This window comes from Sphingobacterium sp. G1-14 (assembly GCF_002196555.1).
GTDB lineage: Bacteria > Bacteroidota > Bacteroidia > Sphingobacteriales > Sphingobacteriaceae > Sphingobacterium > Sphingobacterium siyangense.
In genome coordinates this window covers 4118094-4138911 of record NZ_CP021381.1, presented here as the reverse complement: position 1 = coordinate 4138911, position 20818 = coordinate 4118094, and the positions used below count along the sequence as shown (strand labels likewise).

The following is a 20818-nucleotide window of genomic DNA, read 5'->3' as shown; positions in this document are numbered from 1 at the left end:
GTTGATTTAATTCTAAAATTACAATTATGTTAGTTACAGAAAACTTAATGCAGTTTATCTGGAAACTTCGGCTATTCCGTGCAAATGGGTTGAATTCTACTGATGGAGAACCCTTGGTCGTTGTTCATGTGGGGCAATATAATACAGATTCCGGCCCCGATTTTCTCATGTCACATATTAGGTGTAAAGATAATGATTGGTTTGGTCATGTCGAGATGCATATCCAATCTTCGGATTGGGATCGACATTGTCATCAAGAAGATGTCGTTTATAATAACGTTATCTTACATGTGGTGTGGAAAAATGATAAAGTTATCTACCGAAATGATGGGACATCTATACCGACATTGGTGCTTTCGGAATATGTGGAACAGCATCTCTTGGAGCGGTATTCAGTGATGATGAATACTAAAAGTTCGATACCTTGTGAATTTCAGCTTAGTTCTGTCGATCTTTTTAAAAAATCCATATGGCTGAGTAGTTTAGCTATTGAACGCCTAGAAATGAAGTTTCAACAAATGTCGGTGATCTTAAAACAATGTAATACGGATTGGGAAAAAACTTTATGGGTATGGATCTGCAGATGTATGGGATTAAAAGTTAATGCAGATACATTTCAGGAGCTTGGGGAAAAATTACCTTGGAACATTTTACAAAAATATCGTTCCAACCTATTTAAAATAGAGGCTCTTTTCTTTGGGATCAGCAGGCTGTTTATTCAAGGACAAGAAAGCGAGTATATGAAGCGGCTAGCTGGTGAATTTGAGTATCAAAAACGTATTCATGGTATAGAGGCTATTTATGGGGTTTGGAAAAGGATGAGAATGAGACCTTATAATTTTCCTGAACGGCGAATCACGCAATTAGCTCTTTTGTTTAGTAAGAACGAGTTGGGCGTTGCTAAGATTTTGGCTGTGGATGATTTGGAGGCTGCTCGAAAATTATTTAAGATAGAGTCGCCGGGTGATTATTTTGGGGGATATTTTTCTTTCGGTACAAAAACGAAGGTAAAAACATCGGTTCGGCTGGGTAAAGAAACTATTGACACGCTTGTTATTAACGTGATTATCGTATTTCTTTTTTCATACGGTAAATATTTTAGTATTCAGTCATATATTGATAAAGCGCTAGATCTTTTGGAGCAGCTTCCTGCAGAAAAAAATGTTGTTGTGAGACAATTTACTCAATATGATTGGCCTGTTCAAAGCGCATTGCAAAGTCAAGGGATTTTGCAATTAAAGAGATTTTACTGTGATAGGAAGCGCTGCCTTCATTGCAGTATAGGATCAGAAATTTTAAAAAGAAATTAATTCTTTAAAATCTCTGCAATCTCCTTATGGCCTTTTTCATATGCCATATCCATTGGAGCTAATCCTGAAATATTGATGACTCTGGTGTCGGCTCCATTTTCGAGTAAGGCAACAATAAAGTCGATATTACCAAATTGAGCCGCGAAATGAAGTGGAGTTTCACCAGTAGCTTGAATGGCATTGACATTTGCATTAGCATCGATAAGCAACTTGCCGATCTCTTCATTGTTGTTTGCCGCAGCAATATGTAGCGCAGTGGTGAGTTGTTCATTTTTGGTTACGACATTGGGATTGACTTTTTTGGATAGTAAAAGACGGACAATGTCTGCTTTGTTGAAATATGTTGCTAAGGTCAATGGCGTAAAACCCTGTGATGACCATTCGTTGACAATAGATGGAGCTTGCAAAATAATAGCCTCCAGGTATGAGGTTAACCCGGCCGCACAGGCCTCATGGATAGTCATGGATTTGGTGTGTTGTAAAAGTGTCCGAATGATCTGGGGTTTGTTATAATAGCAAGCCAATAGGAGGGGAGAAATTCCATGACTCGTTGTTTCTTGTAAAAGTTCGGGATTTCCAATCAATAATAAGTCGATATCATGGCTTCTGCCTTCTTCAATATATTGTTCTAAAACGGAAAGGTTCATGTCTTAACAAATTGTCTAACGTTGTCACTAAAATAGACTTTATTGATGAGAATAAATGTTTGATTTGCGAAAATATTTGTATTTAATTTTGCTTGGGATTGAACTGAAATTTAGAAGAAGGGTGTTTTTACGGGGTGAATTGGATCTTAAAATCCGGGAAAAAGTTATTTTTGGGGTATTTTATATACACAAATGTGTAGTAATGCGCATAATGTTTTTGTAAATTAAAAAGTAGATGTACTTTTGTTAAGCCCCTCCCAAGGGCATGTTTTTCATAGGTAGATGTAGGGTCGGGTGTTTCTCACTACGACCCTTTTTTTATAGCTTTGTTTTTATTATTTTAAAAGAGATGTCTAAGAGAAAAATTGTTATTGCCATTACTGGAGCTAGCGGCTCAATCTATGCTAAAGTTTTACTTAAAAAACTATTGGTATTAAAAACACAGATCGCAGAAGTTGGGATTGTAATGTCGAACAATGCGAAGGATGTATGGCGTGCGGAGTTAGGCGATGAGAGTTATCAGGATGTACCGTTCAAATTTTATGATAAGGGTGATTTCTTTGCTCCTTTTGCGTCAGGGTCGGCTCGCTATGATACGATGATTGTCTGTCCGTGTTCAATGGGGACATTATCAAGGATCGCCCACGGAATTTCTTCTGATCTGACAACTCGCGCGGCAGATGTAATGCTAAAAGAACGACGAAGATTGATTTTGGTTACCCGTGAGACACCGCTAAGTATTATACATATTCAAAACATGAAATTGGTGACAGAGGCCGGAGGTATCATTTGCCCTGCATCACCTTCATTCTATAGTTTGCCAAAGAATTTGGAGGATGTTGCAGAAACTGTGGTTGATCGGATTTTGAGTCTTGCAGGGTTTGAATTTAAACATTATCAGTGGGGAGAAAATGCCTAGTTATTCCTCGTTGAAATCTATTTTTAATGTTCTTTAATAAATTTGTATTTTGTAACTTTGTTTCTCGAAATGAAGCAATCACAGGCATCACGCGAAAAAGTTATTTGCAGCTATATAATTTATAGTGATAAAGCCACCGTTTGTCTGTTAACACTGCGCACGCTATATGCTTCGATAAATAAGTTGTATCCTTTTAATTTCAATCACATTCATATATGAAAAGCTTATTGATTACTTCTGTTAAAGTAATTTTACCTGGTAATGAATTTCATCAGCAGCAAGTTGATGTATTTATCGAAAAGGGAAAGATTGCGCAGATTGGGAAATCTGTCAAAGTAGCTGATAAAAACATAGAGACCATCGATGGCGCAGGAAAAATTTTAGCGCCAGGTTTTTTTGACTTACATGCCAATTTTGGAGAACCTGGATTAGAAACCAAGGAAGACATTGTAAGTGGAACCGCAGCAGCAGCAGCGGGAGGATTTACTGGAGTTGCTGTAATGCCAAATACCGAACCGGCGATTCAAAGCCGTTCTGAAGTTGCACTTATTGTCAATACAGCGAAAGGGAATCTTGTTGATGTACATCCAATTGGAGCTATCAGTAAAAAGCGAGAAGGAAAGGAACTAGCCGAGCTATTTGATATGAAGCAAACGGGTGCTGTCGCTTTCAGTGATGGAAATAGGAGTGTACAGCAGGCAGGATTAATGAGCAGAGCGTTGTTATATGCGAAGGGATTCGATGGGTTGATTTTTTCACATGCTGAAGATGAATCTATGGCAGGTGGAAACAAAATGAATGAAGGTGCGATGAGTACTTATTTGGGGATGAAGGGTATTCCCAATCTTGCCGAATCGTTAATGGTTTCTCGTGATCTGTATTTGGCGGAATATACCGGAGCTCCAATTCATTTTGCATCCATTAGCACACCGGAAGCCGTTGACCTGATAAAAAAAGCTAAAGCAAAAGGTCTTCCAGTGACATGTGATGTTGCTGCACATCAATTGGTCTTTACTGACGAAGATATTGTCGGTTTTGATAGTAATTATAAGGTGAGTCCGCCGTTACGCACAAAGGCAGATCTTAAGGTATTACTCAAAGGAATTAAGGACGGTACTATTGACGCTGTTGTTTCGCAACATACACCGCATGAAATAGAATTTAAGAATGTAGAATTTCATATTGCAAAAAATGGAATTATTGGACTACAGACCGTATTGCCACTCATGGTTCGTGCTGGATTAAACGAAGAACAAATTGTCAATAGTCTTTCAGTTAGACCCCGACAGATTCTAGGACTTGACGTTCCTCTTATTGAAGAAGGGGCAGTAGCCAATCTTGTCGTATTTGACTCAGCGAAGACTTGGAGCTTCGATGAGAAAACCAATAAATCCAAATCAAAAAATTCTCCATTGTTCGGACAGATCTTAAAAGGCGCTGTCGAATTGGTCATCAATAATAGTCAAATCATTAAAAACGATTAAAAACCATGGAAGCAAATGTTAAAGCAGCCGTTGAGGCAGGTATATTAAATTATGGCAAGGTTGATGGAATCTCGACAGCCCCGGAGTTTCTTGAAAAGATCATTGGCGTATTCAATACGGAGGCCAGTTATCTAGAGAAATTAGAACTGTTGGATCAGTCTTTTGATGACTATCCGTTGTTTGACGAACTTCGTGAAGTATATGTCGATCTTTTATTGATGAACTTTTTCTCCAATGACGTATTAAAATTGGAAGATGATTATTTGGATTCTGAAGAATGGGAAGCGATCGAAGATGAAACAATAGATCGTGGAACAGAATTGTTGAATATTTTTCTTTATTTAGGGGAATGTAAGGATGATGAGATTGAACCTGAATTGGATGATTTCCTAAAAGAATTTTTACTGGTTGACGAAGATGAATTCCAAGACGAGCATGAAATTTATGAAGATATCATTGCTAATCAGATTGTAGTAGATAGCCCGTATGCCGAAATTGCAAAAGTAGGAAAGGGAATAAATCCGAGAAGCGAAGTTTATGAACTTTTCTATCCTATTATGAGTTTCTTTAGCGAGTTGAAACCATCTGAAAAACAATTTGAAGAGTATGCTGACGCTTCTTCCAATAAGGCTTTTGATATCGCCCTTTACCAAATAATTAGTACTTACTATAACAAATAATTTTATGGCAGAATCATTCAACCAAAGTAATGTAGGATTTGATGCGGTAATCGACAAAAAGAAAAGTATTATCTATGGTGTTATTTTAGGAATAATTTCTTTTATTCTAGGATTAGTTGTTTTGTTTGTTGTCAAAGACTTAAATTCCTTTTGGGGGGTAATGTCGATGTCATTTATTGTTAATACGGGGATTTTTGTTGTTATCTCTGCGCTGTTCGCCTTCTCTCTTAGGAAAGCAAATGGTGGATACTGGAACTTTTCTATAGCATTGAAATCGATCTTTATGATGCTTGCTATTTCTACGATTATTTCCACTATTGGTACGCAACTCTATGTTAATTTCATTAATCCAACTTTACAAGAAAAGGTGGTGACGCATACAATTAATGTTACCATTGAGTATATGGAGAAAAACAACGTGCCAGATGAAGTTATAGATTCAAAAATCGCAGAACTTGAAAAGCAAGTTGATGCTATAGGAAAGATAACCTTAGGGCAGGTGTTCAAAGGATTGGCAATCACATTGATGTTTCAATTTGTTTTTGCATTACTATTATCAGCCTTGACAAAACGAGAAAAATTGGTGATTAAGCAAGAGACCAATTAGTGTTTAATAAAATAAAATTGACCCTATAAGGTATTACTGAAAAAGTAATACCTTTGTTGGTATTATAATACTACATTTTTAGCATGATTAACATTCACATGGATATTTCTGTTGTTGTTCCTTTATTTAATGAAGAAGAATCCTTACCCGAATTGACAGCTTGGATCGACCGTGTTATGGCGGCCAATCATTTTTCCTATGAAATTATTTTAGTTGATGATGGGAGTAAAGATAATTCTTGGAAAGTTATTGAAGAGTTGAAGTTAAAGAACACGAATATTTCTGCGATAAAGTTCCGACGCAACTATGGAAAATCTGCGGCTTTAAATGTAGGCTTTGCTGCTGCACAGGGCGATGTTGTTATTACAATGGATGCTGATCTACAGGATAGTCCAGATGAGATTCCTGAACTGTATGATCGGATCGTGAACAAGGGAGCGGATTTAGTATCGGGTTGGAAGCAAAAGCGCTATGATCCATTGACCAAAACAATCCCAACCAAATTGTTTAATGGGGTAACAAGATCTATGTCTGGAATTCATAACCTGCATGATTTTAACTGTGGTCTTAAAGCTTATAAAAAAGATGTTGTTAAAAACATTGAGGTTTATGGCGAGATGCATCGTTATATACCCGTTATTGCGAAATGGGCTGGATTTACCAATATACAGGAACAGGTTGTACAGCATTACCCACGTAAATACGGTACAACTAAATTTGGGCCGGGCCGTTTTGTGAAAGGCTTCTTGGATTTATTATCCATATTTTTTGTCGGCAAATTTGCGAAAAGACCGATGCACTTTTTTGGTGTTATGGGGGTGATTAGTTTTCTTGCAGGTTTATTTATCTCCATTTATCTGATTTGCCACAAACTCATGAGTATAGCTAGCGGTACACCATTTAGAGATATAACAGATCAACCATTATTTTTCTTTGCGCTGACAGCGATTATTTTGGGAACACAATTATTTCTGACAGGTTTCTTGGCAGAATTAGTCTCTAGAAGCAGCTCCGATCGGAATGATTATCAAATTGAGAAAGTCATCTAAATAATTATGCGAATTGTGATTTTAGGATCCGCCTATCCATTGAGGGGAGGGGGGATAGCGTCTTTTAATGAACGATTGGCATTCCATTTTCAGGAGTTAGGTCATGAAGTGGATATCTATTCCTTTAGTCTACAGTATCCCAATTTTCTTTTCCCTGGGAAGTCCCAATATTCAGATGAGCCTGCACCAACCGGTCTTCATATTAAAACAATAGTGAATTCTATTAATCCACTTAATTGGATAAAGGTTGGTAGGGAGCTTAGGAAGGCGAACTACGATTTGCTTATCGTGCGATTTTGGATGCCATTTTTTGGGCCTTGTTTGGGAACAATCCAGCGACAGGTTCGAAAAAATAAACATACTAAAATTGTATGTATCGCTGATAATATAATCCCTCATGAACAGCGCATAGGGGATAAGATGTTGATCCGCTACTTTTTGAAATCTGTTGATGCTTGTCTCAGTATGAGTAAAAGTGTGCTGGCAGATCTGAAAATGTTAAGCCCCAAAATGCCAGCGGTATATACGCCGCATCCCCTCTACGATAACTATGGTGCGCATCAAAGTAAAAAGGAAGCACGTCGATTACTTAAGATTGCCGAAGAGGATAAAGTCGTATTGTTTTTTGGTTTTATTCGTCAATACAAGGGCTTAGATATCTTGCTGGAAGCATTAGCTAATTCCAAGGTTCGCGATCTCGGTGTTAAATTATTGCTTGCCGGAGAATTTTATGGTGATCCTGCTCCCTATCTGGAGCTTATAAAAAAGTATAAACTCGAAGAGTTTATTTTTATGCATACCGATTTTATTCCAAATCAGGAGGTGGGACGTTATTTTTCAGCTGCGGATTGCGTTGTATTGCCTTATCGTAGCGCTACGCAGAGTGGAATCACCCAAGTTGCTTATCATTTTGATCTTCCCATGATTGTGAGTAATGTTGGGGGATTGCCGGAATTGGTTCAAGATGGCTACGTTGGTTATGTTGTGGAACCTGATGCCTGTCAAATAGCCGACGGTATTTTTTCATTTTACCATTACAACAAAGAAGAGCAATTTAGAACGAATATTATCGATGAAAAAAGGAAATACAGCTGGGATACTTTTGGCAATGAACTTCTTAGGTTGGCGCGTTGATGAGTAGCAGTGATTTTATTTGTATATAAAATCAAATTTATCTAAGTTTGGAAGACTGAGGTAGAAATTTAAAAGGAAGGAGAGATTTTGTTGCCGTTTACACAAAGCAGTTTAACTAAGTTAGAAGAGTTTTTTAAGGAGCAAGGGTATAAAGTTAGATACGAGAAAGGTTCATTCCGCACAGGCGCTTGTATGTTGCAGACGACAAAAGTTGTAGTAGTCAATAAGTTTTCGAATCTTGAAATAAAAATCCAGTCATTGTGGAACATATTATTGGATATTGAAATTGATTCGGAAGCCATTTCTGAAAAACTTCTTCCGATTTATGAAGAAATATTGAAATCAAAAATTGTAGCTTGAGAATAACATTTTTAGGAACCGGAACATCACAAGGGGTGCCTGTAATAGCATGCCAATGTCAGGTCTGTCAATCTGAAGACAGACGTGATAAGAGGTTACGTTCTTCTATTCTTATTGAATACAATCAACATACATTGGTTGTGGATACTGGCCCAGACTTTAGGTATCAGATGTTGCGCGAGAAAGTTATGCATTTGGATGCGGTGTTAATGACACACTCACATAAAGACCATATTGCTGGTTTAGATGACGTAAGGGCATTTAATTATCAGCAGCATAGCTCAATTTCTATTTACGGTACAGCAGCTCTCCATGAAGCGCTCAGACGAGAATTTTATTATGCGTTTACAGAAGTTAAATATCCCGGAGCTCCGCGGTTGGATTTGGAAGAGATAAAGGCCGGTGTACCCTTGTCTTTATTTGGAAAAGAAATTATGCCTATTGAGGTTCTCCATTATAAAATGCCAGTCTTGGGTTTTAGGATCGGAGATTTCGCCTACATTACTGATGCGAAATTTATCAGCGCAGAATCACGGAAATTATTGGAAGGAGTAAAGATTCTTGTGGTAAATGCTTTGCAAAAGGAATCTCATATTTCACATTTAACATTGGATGAGGCGATTGAATTTGCCTATGATATTCATGCCGATAAAACCTATTTTACACATATAGGGCATCGAATGGGACTGCATGAAGCTGTTTCCAGAGAATTGCCCGAAAACATGTTTTTAGCCTACGATAGATTACAGCTTGAAATTAGCTAATCCATTTAAAATAAAACTATAGTTCTTTTTTCGTTGTTATACCTATAAAAAATAGATTTAGGTATTAAATTATAAAGAAATGGGAAATTTACTGTATATCATCGCCGTTATCTTAGTTATCATTTGGGCGATAAGTTTTTTTGGAGGTTATGCGGCTGGCAATAACATTATCCACATCCTTTTGGTCATTGCTATTATTGTGGTTTTATTGCGCGTTATTCGTGGCAATGCTTAATCCATTAAATCAAATTCAGATAGAACTGGGCAATTTGTAAGTCTTGAGGGTAGGTGATTTTTATATTTCTGGAGTCACCTTCAATGATAGCGATACGCTTGCCCATTTTCTCTACCACCGACGCATCATCTGTAAAAAGGGGATCTTCGGCTTGCTGATAGGACTTTAGAAGCAATTCTCCATGAAAAACCTGTGGAGTTTGTACTAACCAGGTATGATTTCTATCAACAGCAGAGTTGGATGTGGTGTCTCCCATCCGAACTGATTCAATGCTCTTTTGTGCTAAGACAATTGCCTGATGATCATACGCCCCCTGGAAGGCTTTTTTAATAAGAGCTTCAGTGATGATAGGCCGAGCTCCGTCGTGCACCGCAATATAGTCTTTTGGACCGATATCAAAATTTTGCTGAATGTAATCTATTCCGTTCGTTACACTTTCGAAGCGGGTTTGTCCGCCAAAAGCGATATGTATAGGGCGATCAAACTGATGCTTCAAACACAGTTCGGTCCAAAAACTTTCCATTGGCTCGCTGATGACCAAAATAACTTCCGAAATGGTTTCTGATTGGCAAAATCGATTAATTGTATGCATAACAATCGGCAGTCCATTTAAGTCAAGAAACTGCTTTGGAAGATCGCTATTCATTCTGTTTCCGGTTCCGGCAGCAACGATAATTACAAAGTTCATGTTGTTATTGAAAGGTTATTATTTAAAAAAACGTGGATAGTTTAAGGCTATCCACGTTTTTTTATTTTATCTTTTAAGCCACATCGTTAAACGATTAACATAGCGTCGCCATAGCTGTAGAATCTATACTTTTCTTTTACAGCAACTTCATAGGCATTCATCACATTTTCGTAGCCTGCAAACGCAGCAATCATTACTAAAAGTGTGGATTCTGGTGTATGGAAGTTTGTAATCATTGAGTTTGCAATACTGAAATCGTAAGGAGGATAGATGAACTTACTCGTCCAGTCAGACGCCGCTTTTAAGTGGTGATCTGCAGAAACAGAAGATTCTATTGCACGCATAGAAGTCGTTCCTACAGCACACACGCGACGTTTGTTGTCGATTGCTCTATTGACAACGCGTGCAGCTTCATCAGTGATGATGAACTGTTCCGAATCCATTTTATGTTTGGTTAAATCTTCGACTTCAACGGTACGGAAAGTTCCAAGACCAACGTGAAGAGTAACCTCTGCAAAATCAACACCTTTTAGTTCCAGACGTTTCATTAACTCTCTTGAGAAGTGAAGTCCAGCTGTAGGAGCAGCAACAGCACCTTCATTTTTTGCGTAGATCGTTTGGTAACGGAATTTATCTTCCGGCGTGGCTTTACGTTTGATGTATTTAGGAAGCGGAGTTTCACCTAAGATTTCAATATTACGACGGAACTCTTCATCGGTACCATCAAATAAAAATCTAATTGTACGGCCACGAGAAGTTGTATTGTCAACTACTTCGGCAACCAATAAGTCATCATCACCGAAATATAATTTGTTGCCTACACGGATTTTACGCGCAGGATCTACCAACACATCCCAAAGACGAAGTTCATTGTTCAATTCACGCAACAAGAAAACTTCAATCGTAGCTCCAGTTTTTTCTTTATTACCGTAAAGGCGGGCTGGAAAAACTTTAGTATTGTTTAAGATCATGACATCTTTGTCATCGAAATAATCCAATACATCTTTGAAAATTTTGTGTTCAATTTTACCAGTATCTCTATGTAGGACCATCAAGCGTGATTCGTCACGATTTTCAGAAGGTTCAGAAGCAAGTAATGATTCTGGTAAGTTGAATTTAAATTGAGATAACTTCATCTTTAATGATATATATTTTAATGTCTGCCTTTCAGTGCATTACAGTGCACCAAATACTAGGTTGCAAAAAGCATACAAAGTTATAACTTTTTCGGGTATAGAAAGGGCTTATTTCTAATTTATGTATATATTTTTAACGATTTTGACATTAAATCAAAACTATATTGTATTTTAGAATACAATTATGCTATTTTTTAGATTGATATTGGAGAGTTGTCAGTTTGCTTTTTCGGCATTAAAAGACAATCGTACTCGCACCTTACTATCGCTGTTGGGTGTGACCATCGGTATTTTTACGATTATTGGTGTATTTTCTGCGGTAGATACCCTACGGAATAATATAGAGGAATCAGTAAAGAAGATCGGTAGCAAAACACTTTATATTGAGAAATGGCCCTGGGATGGAGGTCCAAATTTCCCTTGGTGGAAATACTTGAATAGACCTGAACCTACATACAATAATTACCTGGATTTGAAGAGTCGGATGACGACAGCCGAGTATATGGCGTATATGATCAATATTGGTAATACGACTATAAAATATAAGAATAATTCGGCCCAAGGCTCATCGGTCAATGCAGCGACCTATGAGAACCTGTACATTCAAAATTTGAATATTGTGGATGGTCGTTACTTTGCTGAAAGCGAGTCGAGGGGTGGAGCTCTTGTAACTGTGTTGGGAGCAAATATTGCGGAAGGGCTTTTTCCTAATGAGGAACCTGTTGGCAAATATATTAATATGTTAGGCCGAAAAATTCAGGTTATCGGTGTATTAAAGAAAGAAGGAAATGGTGTATTGATCAATACCTCCCCCGATGATACCGCCTTTATTCCATTTGAGCTTGCGAGAAATTTGGTCAACTATGATAATTTCTCACCGAGCATAGCGATGGTTATTAAATCGAACTATACGCTTGGCGAGGCGGAGAGCGAAGCGAAGACACTCATGCGTTCGATTCGTCGTATATCGCCACAACGGGAGGAAAACTTTTCCATTAACCAGACAACAATGATTACAGGTGCGCTGGATCAGCTTTTTGGGATAATTAATCTTGCGGGTTTTTCAATCGGTATTTTTTCGATTTTGGTTGGTGGCTTCGGTATTGCCAATATCATGTTTGTCAGTGTCAAAGAGCGTACACATATCATCGGAATCCAGAAAGCGCTGGGGGCTAAAAATTTCTTTATTCTTTCACAATTTTTAGTTGAGTCTATCGTACTATGTTTGTTGGGGGGAGGGATAGGCCTCGTTGTTGTTTATTTTTTGGCGTTTCTAGTGCAAGCTGCAACTGGCGTTGCTATTGTCGTAAGTTTAAAAATGGTTATGCTTACCGTTTCGCTTTCGACGTTTATTGGTCTCATATCAGGTATTGTTCCGGCCCTAATGGCTTCTCGATTGGATCCGGTAGAAGCGATCCGGAGTAAATAGAAAGCGATATGTTTAAAAAAGCTCAATTTTCGATATTGCAAGGATTTTGGCTTTTAATTTTTGCCTATAGCTGTATGCTGATGGCTGAAATCACACTTCGCTATCGTGGGTTCTCACTCGATGCGAATTTCCTGATGATTAAACAAACGGAAATTGAAGAACTTTGGTGGTATCGCTACGTATTTTATGTCCATGTCTGCACAGCTATCTTTGCCTTGCCTGCCGGCTTTACGCAGTTTAATACTTATCTATTGAATAAATATCCGCGAGTCCATCGAAGTATCGGGTATTTGTATGTATTCGCCATTTTGGTTTTTGCTGCTCCTTCAGGTTTGCTTATTGGATCCGTGGCAAATGGCGGGTTAACCTCTATTATTGCATTTGAATTATTGGGGCTTGGATGGTTTTATTTCACCTGGCGGGCAGTTCGTTTGGCGAGTCAGCGAAAATTTGATAAACACCGTGATTTTATGATCCGTAGTTTTGCCTTAACCTGTTCTGCACTTACCCTACGTTTTTGGAAGCTTGCTTTAGTATACCTGTTTCAGCCTAATCCGATGGATCTCTATCAAATTATTGCCTGGTTGGGGTGGGTCCCTAATTTGTTGTTGGCGGAATTTATTATTTATCAAAAAAATCATAAATTATGAGGAAGAACCTTTGTTTAATGTTAATGCTTGGAGCAATCCTTGGTTGTAAGGACGGGAAAAGCAAAAAGAATGAAGCCACCGAAACAAAAGATACTGTTGTGGCCGAAGCTGAGGCACATCAGGAACTTTATGGCAATTGGGTGGGCGAATTTGTTGTGGATGAAAGTACTCTTGAGGAAGGAGAAGGGCTGCCCACAACAGATTATTCTCCGAAGATAAATTTGACCATAAAAAAAATTACGGATAAGGGTAATATCTTCGGACAGAATGTTGTCAAAGGAAATCTGCGCTCTTTTGTGGGGAAATTGGAGGAAAATGGTGCCGATATTCGGTTATTATTGGATGAACCCGGCGACAAAAAGTCCGACGGGCGATTTGAAATTAAGCTTAATCACGATACCTTAATAGGCAATTGGACCGCATATGACCAAGGGGTAAAGATTAAAAAGCGAAGCTTTAAATTGTTGAAAAAGCAGTTCGCCTATAATCCAAATCTGATGCTAAAAAATCAGGATGGAGAAGACGGAACTTTGGTCGACTGGATTAACGAAAAAAGAAAGGAGGAAACTGATGTGGATGGAGATTCAACTTATACTTACATTATTCAATACTATCGATCGGCATCCCCTGCGGTCTTTACTGTAAATGCATCTAAACAAAAGTTGACGGAGAAAGACCTTAAAAACCTCAAGAAATTAGATCTGGAGATTATTCGGAATACGATTTTTGCCCGACATGGCTATGCGTTTACCAAACCTAGCATTCGCCAGTTTTTTGAACCTGTAGATTGGTATGTGCCTATTTCAAAAGATGTGTCTGCAGACTTAAGCCCCTTAGAAAAAGATAATATAGCTTTGCTGACTAGATTTGAAAAATATGCAACGGATAATTATGACACCTTCGGAAGGTAATGCAGTCAACATTAGTCATGAATATTCGAAAGATCAGTATCACACAAAAGGCTTTACATCGTAAAGCCTTTTGTGTGATATCAAGAGTTTATGTTTTATTATTTCTTCCGAATAGAGATCGCATTTTTATGCGCTTGCAGGCCTTCGAGTTCAGCGAGTATTTCAACTACCGACCCGATTTGTTGAAGTCCAGTTTCGCTTATATGCTGAAAAGTAACTTTTTTCACAAAAGAATCTACTGATACGCCGGAGTAGGAGCGTGCATAGCCTGATGTAGGCAGCGTGTGATTTGTACCTGAGGCATAATCTCCTGCGCTTTCAGGGGTTAAGTGACCTAAGAAAACCGAACCAGCGTTACTGATATAGCGTGTTAAGGACTCCCATTGGTCCGTCTCCAAAATAAGGTGTTCTGGCGCATAGTCATTTGAAAACTGTATGGCCTCCTGAAGATTCTCGACAGTTATTGCATAGGAATTTTCAATCGCTTTTGCAGCAAGTTCCTTGCGAGGCAAAACCGCTAATTGGGCTACTAATGCTGTGTTGACGGCATCAACTATAGTCGCGGAAGTTGCAACCAGCACAGCTTGACTGTCGGCTCCGTGTTCGGCCTGTGCCAAAAGATCTGCGGCGACAAATGCTGGATTAGCCGACTCGTCAGCGATGACCAGTACTTCGGATGGCCCCGCAGGCATGTCAATGCTAACATTTGCAAGGCCCTGTATGATGGATTTTGCTTTTGTGACAAACTGATTTCCTGGGCCAAATATCTTATCGACTTTTGGTATAGTCTCTGTTCCAAACCCCATAGCAGCAACAGCTTGAGCGCCTCCAACGAGGTATATTCTATTTATCTTAAGTAATTTTAAACAAAAAGCAACAAAGCCATTTATTTTTCCATTGGATTGTGGAGGAGAACAAACGACAATCTCTTTACATCCAGCTATTCTCGCAGGAATACCGAGCATTAAAAGTGTGCTAGGTAAAACTGCTGATCCCCCTGGGATATAAAGGCCAACTTTTTCAATGGGACGAACCTCGCGCCAGCATTTTACGCCGGGCATCGTTTCAACAGTGCGCTCCCTTTTTAATTGTGTACTATGGAATTTATGTATATTTTGAAACGCGATTTCCAATGCTCTTTGTTGATCGCGGTCAATGGTAGATGCCAGTGCGTCGATATCTTCCTCGTCTAAATATAATCTGTCAAGTTCAACTTTATCAAATTTGGCCGCATATTCGCGTAATACGATATCACCTTGGTGGCGTACTTGTTGAATAATTTCCTGGACAACCTCTTGTATTGCATTGTTTGGATCCGTATTCCTAGCGACCAGTTGCTGGATTTCGGTTTTTCCTAACGTTTTGTAATCATATTTTTTTAACATGGTTGTATAAGTGCATCAAGTTTAAAGAATGATTTTTTCAATGGGCATCACAACGATACCTTGGGCACCTTCAGCTTTTAACTTATTGATCTTATCCCAAAAGTCATCTTCAGTGATAACGGTGTGTACGGCTACCCAACCTTCTTCTGCCAGTGGAACAACCGTAGGGCTCTTAACACCATGCAATAAAGAAGTGATGGCTGGCAAATTTTTCTTTTCGACATTCAATACCACATATTTAGTTTCTTTTGCTAAAAGAACAGATTCGATACGTTGTACTAATTCGGTCAAAACTTCATTGCCTTCTAATCCCTTTCTTCCAACCAAAATGGCTTCTGAATTTTTGACATCAGCAAAAGGTTTCAAACCGTTGCTTTTTAGTGTTCCTCCGGTAGATACGATATCGCAGATCGCGTCACTAAGACCCAAGCCCGGTGAAATCTCAACTGAGCCGGATATCAAACGGATGTCTGCATTAATCTTATAATCGTCTAGAAAATTCTTTAGGATATTTGGATAAGAGGTTGCGATTGCTTTGCCGTTAAGGTCTTTAATATCTTGGATGGTGCTATCTTTGGGAATAGCCAGTTTCAATGTACATTTTCCAAAACCAAGCCGTTTGATGTATTCTACTTTGGATTCGGTCTCATCGATGATGTTTTCACCGACGATGCCCAGGTCGGCTATGCCTTGTTCCACATATCCCGGAATATCATCATCTCTCAGAAATAATATTTCCAGTGGGAAATTCCCAACAGTTGTGATTAAAGAACTTTTGTAGTTCTCGAAGTCTAAACCACAATTTTTCAGTAATTGAACAGATTTTTCGTTTAACCTACCCGATTTTTGGATAGCAATTTTAAGATTTTTCAACGCTTTATAAATGTTAGCAGTAAATTATTAATAATAAGAAATCAAACAAGAGGGAAGGTATTCTACGTAAGAACACATTAAATTAACATATCGCCACAATGGCGATGATGCAAATGAAAATGATGTACGTAAGTATAAACCATGTTTGTATTAATAACTGCAAGCAAATGTATAGTAAATTAATGGGAAATGCAAGACTATCATTTTAAAATTCTTATCCCAATGGACTTGTTGTTGAAATGAATTCAATTTTCTTGAAAAAAATGTGAAAACAATGCTGTTGATTGGGGGAATATACCATAATTTAGACAAAAGGTAATGCTGATTTCCTATCCTTATAGTAGGCTGTTTGAATTACTTTAAATAGCAAGTTGTGAAATCTTGTTCAATCGAAACGCTTTTTATAGGCTGACAACTCACATAAATTTTCTTATTTTTAGGAATTGGGGGTGACATACTAAGTTAGTAGCGAATAAGAGTTGCAGTAGTAGGGAGTATAAGTTGTTGTTTAATAAATAGGAGGAATGTGTTTAGTGGTACATGTTTCAAAGGGATTATAAATTAGATAGATTATTTGTTTGATGAAAAGATTAGCTTTTATTTTTATTTGTTGGATTAACTGTCTATGTGGTCCTGTCCTTGGACAGGAAAAGCCAGCGTCTACGTTAGATATCCGTATATTGGAGTCCATAGCCGAGACTCGGACAGCGCCACAAACACAAACATTTAAAGTGCTTTCTGATATCAATAACTATGTTCAGATAGCCGTTCCTGTAGGTTTACTGGTTGCAGGTGCGGTCAACGATGATAAGGCAATGCGTCAGAATGCCTTGTATGTTGCTAGTAGTACAGCTGTAACAGCGCTCGTGAATGTTGGGTTAAAACATATTTTTAAGCGAAGCAGGCCATTTAAAAAATATCCTAATTTCATATCGGTTCGTACGGCCGGTGGGTATTCCTTTCCGTCTGGTCATACCTCATCTGCTTTTGCTACTGCTTCTGCTTTGTCTCGGGCTTACTCAAAGTGGTACGTCGTCGCACCATCGCTTTTATGGGCGAGTAGCGTGGGGTATTCAAGGATGTATCTGGGCGTACATTTTCCCTCCGATGTGTTAGCAGGTGCTGTACTGGGAACAGGAGCAGCCTTTGCTTTAGATGGATTAAAGAAATAATATAGAAATAGAAAAAATGATGCAACAGGTTATTAAAATATTGGTTGTTGGATGTGGAAATATGGGCGCATCTCATGCGAAGGCATATCACGATTTAGATGGCTTTCAAATTGTGGGGCTAGTAGCTCGTGGGGAGAGCAAAAGTAAACTGAATGAACAATTGGGAGGCAACTATAAATTGTTTGAATCTTATGAGGATGCACTTCAGGAAACGAGGCCGGATGCCGTTTGTATAGCGACCTATCCGGATACACACAAAGCGTATGCTATAAAAGCCTTTCAGGCTGGTGCTCATGTTTTTATTGAAAAGCCTTTAGCTGAAGATGTGATTTCCGCGCAGGAGGTCGTCGATGCAGCAGTGAAATATGATAAAAAATTGGTTGTTGGATATATTTTGAGATATCATCCCTCATGGGTCAAATTTATTGAAATAGCTAAAACGATGGGAAAACCACTTGTTATGCGTATGAATCTCAATCAACAGAGCCATGGGTATATGTGGGATGTGCATAAAAATCTAATGGCTAGTTTAAGTCCCATTGTTGACTGTGGAGTTCATTATATTGATGTCATGTGTCAAATGGTGGGTGCGAAACCATTGTATGTATCTGCAATCGGAGCGCGGTTAACCGATGAGATTCCTGCTTGGAACTACAACTACGGACAATTGCAGCTGCATTTTGAAGATGGGTCCGTAGGATGGTATGAAGCTGGATGGGGACCAATGGTTAGTCAGAACGCTTTTTTTGTAAAGGATGTTTTTGGACCTAAGGGGGCAGTTTCCATTGTCGCAAATAAAGCAAGCGATGAAGGTAAATCGGATTCGGTAGCATCCCATACACAAACAGAAAGCCTTCGCGTACATTATGCCGATTTAAATGCGGCAAATGAATTTACGAAGGTCGATGAGTGGGTCAATTTATCTGATGAGCCCGACCATCAGGAATTATGTAACCGGGAGCAGTTATTCTTTCAGCAGGCGATTGTAGATAATTTGGACCTTTCAGATTCGATGGAAGATGCTGTTAATAGTCTACGAATTGCTTTGGCATGTGACGAAGCGGTGAAAACTAGGCAGATGATTAAATTGTAGTATATTTTGCTTAGTGGTCTTTTTTTTGCTTTTTATGGAAATATGAAGCGAAAAAAGTAAATAAATAAAAAAATAGCGTAAAAGATAGGCTTTTTGGTCTGTCTTTTGTTATTTAGCTACATATTTATCATTCTTATGAATAATTTACTCAACGTTGCACTATTATTTGGATTATCAATTTCGACAACCTATGCACAAGATAAGCAATGGCAGATGGAGTTGGTGTTTAAAGGTGAAGTTTCCCCTGAAAAATTTGAAAATGAAGTTCCGGAATTTGCAAAAGAGTTTTATGAGCCATTTTTGAAAGGAAAAATGGCTTATCGGAATGTGGAGATTTTGGCTGATGCCGATTATTCTTCCACTGTAGTGAATCAAAAAGCACATGCTATTTTAAATCGAAAATTAGCAAAAACATATTCGTATTCGGTTGGAGATGATGTTGTTACTGCCGAAGCATACAGTCCATCCTATAAGATTGTCAGTACGAAGTTAGGGGAGTCGGAAGGGCCTTATGTGCAGCTGCAAGATATGGGCGAGATCGAATCGATAGCGGGAATTACCTGTAAGAAAGCAAAGTTATTTATAAAAAACCATGCCGATTCCGCGGTAGCAACGGTATGGTATTCGGAAGCAGTGCCCACTTATTATCTAACAGCATTTTCATTTATCAATGATTTGCCTGGAGGTGTGCTCAAATTGTCTTTGGGTGAAAACAATGACCTTGGTTTTGAAACAACAAAAGTGATCAATGTATCGTCTGTGACAGATTTTGCACTCCCTAAAAACGCAAAGGTGATTGATATCTCAGGGGGAGGGAATATGAGTGAAGGGGAAGATGTGAGTTTGTTTGAAGATACTTTTCCATTGGAAAAATCACTTAAATGGACGATGGTCAAGGATAAAGATACCAATGATGAATATTATGGTATAAAAAGCATAGCGGGAGAAGACGTGTTGCCTTGCTCTCTTTTCTCATTAGCCTATTTTAATGAGCAGACTGCTATTGTTTCAGATAAAGATAATTATTTCTGGTTGTTGGATAAGAAAGGAGGAAAGGTGAATAAAGAAGGGTTTGACTGGCTTACGCCTGCAAATCAAAAACTGGCCATTTTTCAAAAAGATGGTAATTTTGGATTGATCACACAGGAAGGGAAAGTTCTGCTTGACAAAAAGGAAAATATCAGTAAATTTTTAGACAATTATTTGATGTTCTCTGAAAATGGAAAAGTTGGATTGTTGGATGAAAATGGGAAGATTTTATTAAAGGCGAACTTATTATTTTTAGATGCTGATAATGCTGGAAATGTTCTGGTCCGGGAGAAGGAGGGTGAAGAAACGAAAACGTTAGACCTGGAAGCTTTTTTAAAGACCTATGTGAAGTGATTTTAAAGTACATGCATTAATATAGATTTATTATTTATAAAAAAGGCCTTCGATACTATCGAAGGCCTTTTTTATGTGTCTATTTAATCGTGCATTTGCACGATTAAGGAATGTTCAAGAACTTATGTGTTTGTAGTGAAATATCCCATTTAGGGTTTTCTTTTACGTAGTCAATAATAGAAGGTGTCATCTCTTTAGATTTCGACCATTCAGGTTGAAGGTATAATCTACAGTTTTGTCCTACAAGTTGTGCGTATTCTTCTCCCCATGCGAAATCGCTTTTATTGAAAACGATAACTTTAAGTTCACCAGCAGCTTCTAACACATCTTTGCGTGGAGCTTTGAATTTTTTTGGAGATAAACATATCCAGTCCCATTCGCCACTCAAAGGATATGCACCTGAGGTTTCAATAAACGTTTTAATGCCCGCTTCATGAAGTCCTTTTGTTAGGTAATCCAAATTATAAATAAGTGGTTCGCCACCCGTAATGACAACTGTTTTTGCCGGATATTTCTTTGCATTTTCGATAATCGAATCTGCGGTTGTAAGGGGGTGGATAGATGCATCCCAACTTTCCTTTACATCGCACCAGTGGCAGCCCACATCGCAACCACCCAATCGTATGAAATAAGCAGCAGTCCCGGTGTGGTAGCCTTCTCCCTGAATAGTGTAAAATTCTTCCATTAAGGGCAATAGTGTTCCGTCTTCTGGTACTTGATTTGACATAGTTAAAATTTCAGTCTGCAAAGGTAGCAAATATTAATGAGATGCTCAATTTGTCCTGTGGCTTTTAAGTAGCTGTCCTGTCATTTTTTTTATATATAGTTGCAGGTAATAATCTGTTTTATCCATTTATTTTTAGGTTGATGTTTAAGCAAAGCACATTGTTTACCGACACTATGGTATCA

Annotated in this window: 21 protein-coding genes; 15 read left to right on the top strand and 6 right to left on the bottom strand. The window is 38.3% G+C overall.

The window, feature by feature from the left end; translation table 11 throughout:
- The first annotated feature begins 26 nt into the window (after positions 1 to 26).
- Entirely contained in the window at positions 27 to 1310 is a 1284-nt protein-coding gene (locus CBM24_RS17935) for a DUF2851 family protein (RefSeq protein ID WP_088162201.1), read from the top strand.
- Here CBM24_RS17935 and CBM24_RS17930 read toward each other — a convergent pair.
- Positions 1307 to 1957 (bottom strand): ankyrin repeat domain-containing protein, encoded by a 651-nt coding sequence (locus tag CBM24_RS17930; protein WP_088162200.1) that lies wholly within the window; start codon positions 1955 to 1957, stop codon positions 1307 to 1309. The genes CBM24_RS17935 and CBM24_RS17930 overlap by 4 nt on opposite strands.
- Before the next feature lie 349 nt (positions 1958 to 2306).
- Here CBM24_RS17930 and CBM24_RS17925 point away from each other — a divergent pair, with 349 nt between their 5' ends.
- From CBM24_RS17925 to CBM24_RS27370, 8 genes are all read left to right on the top strand, one after another.
- Entirely contained in the window at positions 2307 to 2876 is a 570-nt protein-coding gene (locus tag CBM24_RS17925; protein WP_088162199.1) for a UbiX family flavin prenyltransferase, read from the top strand.
- A gap of 215 nt (positions 2877 to 3091) precedes the next feature.
- Positions 3092 to 4360, top strand: coding sequence for a dihydroorotase (locus tag CBM24_RS17920; protein ID WP_088162198.1), 1269 nt, complete (start codon positions 3092 to 3094; stop codon positions 4358 to 4360).
- Between the two features lie 5 nt (positions 4361 to 4365).
- Entirely contained in the window at positions 4366 to 5040 is a 675-nt protein-coding gene (locus CBM24_RS17915; RefSeq protein WP_075993355.1) for a hypothetical protein, read from the top strand.
- A gap of 4 nt (positions 5041 to 5044) precedes the next feature.
- The gene (locus CBM24_RS17910) at positions 5045 to 5647 is read left to right on the top strand and encodes a DUF4199 domain-containing protein (protein ID WP_075993354.1); all 603 of its coding nucleotides are present in this window, start codon (positions 5045 to 5047) and stop codon (positions 5645 to 5647) included.
- A 98-nt stretch (positions 5648 to 5745) separates the two neighbouring features.
- On the top strand, positions 5746 to 6696 hold the full coding sequence (locus CBM24_RS17905) for a glycosyltransferase family 2 protein (protein WP_075993353.1): 951 nt from the start codon (positions 5746 to 5748) through the stop codon (positions 6694 to 6696).
- Positions 6697 to 6702: 6 nt separating this feature from the next.
- A complete protein-coding gene (locus tag CBM24_RS17900) occupies positions 6703 to 7830 on the top strand; it encodes a glycosyltransferase (protein WP_088162197.1) in 1128 nt (375 codons plus the stop codon).
- Positions 7831 to 8186: 356 nt separating this feature from the next.
- The gene (locus CBM24_RS17890) at positions 8187 to 8954 is read left to right on the top strand and encodes an MBL fold metallo-hydrolase (protein WP_088162196.1); all 768 of its coding nucleotides are present in this window, start codon (positions 8187 to 8189) and stop codon (positions 8952 to 8954) included.
- Between the two features lie 79 nt (positions 8955 to 9033).
- On the top strand, positions 9034 to 9189 hold the full coding sequence (locus tag CBM24_RS27370; protein WP_104382583.1) for a lmo0937 family membrane protein: 156 nt from the start codon (positions 9034 to 9036) through the stop codon (positions 9187 to 9189).
- Positions 9190 to 9193: 4 nt separating this feature from the next.
- On the opposite strand, the gene CBM24_RS17885 is transcribed toward CBM24_RS27370, so the two are convergent.
- Together CBM24_RS17885 and queA are read right to left on the bottom strand one after the other, a co-directional pair.
- Complete coding sequence (locus CBM24_RS17885; protein WP_088162195.1) at positions 9194 to 9877, bottom strand: 2-C-methyl-D-erythritol 4-phosphate cytidylyltransferase; 684 nt, start codon at positions 9875 to 9877, stop codon at positions 9194 to 9196.
- Positions 9878 to 9963: 86 nt separating this feature from the next.
- On the bottom strand, positions 9964 to 11013 hold the full coding sequence (gene queA, locus CBM24_RS17880) for a tRNA preQ1(34) S-adenosylmethionine ribosyltransferase-isomerase QueA (protein WP_075993349.1): 1050 nt from the start codon (positions 11011 to 11013) through the stop codon (positions 9964 to 9966).
- Positions 11014 to 11197: 184 nt separating this feature from the next.
- Here queA and CBM24_RS17875 point away from each other — a divergent pair, with 184 nt between their 5' ends.
- The 3 genes from CBM24_RS17875 to CBM24_RS17865 are packed head-to-tail and all read left to right on the top strand — an operon-like array spanning position 11198 to position 14003.
- Complete coding sequence (locus CBM24_RS17875; RefSeq protein ID WP_172840710.1) at positions 11198 to 12442, top strand: ABC transporter permease; 1245 nt, start codon at positions 11198 to 11200, stop codon at positions 12440 to 12442.
- An 8-nt stretch (positions 12443 to 12450) separates the two neighbouring features.
- The gene (locus CBM24_RS17870) at positions 12451 to 13092 is read left to right on the top strand and encodes a DUF2306 domain-containing protein (protein ID WP_075993347.1); all 642 of its coding nucleotides are present in this window, start codon (positions 12451 to 12453) and stop codon (positions 13090 to 13092) included.
- Positions 13089 to 14003, top strand: coding sequence for a YARHG domain-containing protein (locus tag CBM24_RS17865; RefSeq protein WP_075993346.1), 915 nt, complete (start codon positions 13089 to 13091; stop codon positions 14001 to 14003). The genes CBM24_RS17870 and CBM24_RS17865 overlap by 4 nt, the downstream gene beginning before the upstream one ends.
- 98 nt (positions 14004 to 14101) lie before the next feature.
- Here CBM24_RS17865 and hisD read toward each other — a convergent pair whose 3' ends face one another.
- Together hisD and hisG are read right to left on the bottom strand one after the other, a co-directional pair.
- A complete protein-coding gene (gene hisD / locus CBM24_RS17860) occupies positions 14102 to 15388 on the bottom strand; it encodes a histidinol dehydrogenase (protein ID WP_075993345.1) in 1287 nt (428 codons plus the stop codon).
- Between the two features lie 21 nt (positions 15389 to 15409).
- Positions 15410 to 16261, bottom strand: coding sequence for an ATP phosphoribosyltransferase (gene hisG / locus CBM24_RS17855; protein ID WP_075993344.1), 852 nt, complete (start codon positions 16259 to 16261; stop codon positions 15410 to 15412).
- Between the two features lie 581 nt (positions 16262 to 16842).
- On the opposite strand from hisG, the gene CBM24_RS17850 reads away from it, so the two are divergent.
- From CBM24_RS17850 to CBM24_RS17840, 3 genes are all read left to right on the top strand, one after another.
- Entirely contained in the window at positions 16843 to 17433 is a 591-nt protein-coding gene (locus CBM24_RS17850) for a phosphatase PAP2 family protein (protein WP_088162194.1), read from the top strand.
- A gap of 16 nt (positions 17434 to 17449) precedes the next feature.
- Entirely contained in the window at positions 17450 to 18526 is a 1077-nt protein-coding gene (locus CBM24_RS17845) for a Gfo/Idh/MocA family protein (protein WP_232475557.1), read from the top strand.
- Between the two features lie 135 nt (positions 18527 to 18661).
- Entirely contained in the window at positions 18662 to 19909 is a 1248-nt protein-coding gene (locus tag CBM24_RS17840; RefSeq protein ID WP_088162193.1) for a hypothetical protein, read from the top strand.
- 103 nt (positions 19910 to 20012) lie between these two features.
- On the opposite strand, the gene CBM24_RS17835 is transcribed toward CBM24_RS17840, so the two are convergent.
- Positions 20013 to 20636: a 7-carboxy-7-deazaguanine synthase QueE gene (locus tag CBM24_RS17835; RefSeq protein ID WP_075993340.1), complete on the bottom strand. Its 624-nt coding sequence runs from the start codon at positions 20634 to 20636 to the stop codon at positions 20013 to 20015.
- Positions 20637 to 20818: the final 182 nt, after the last annotated feature.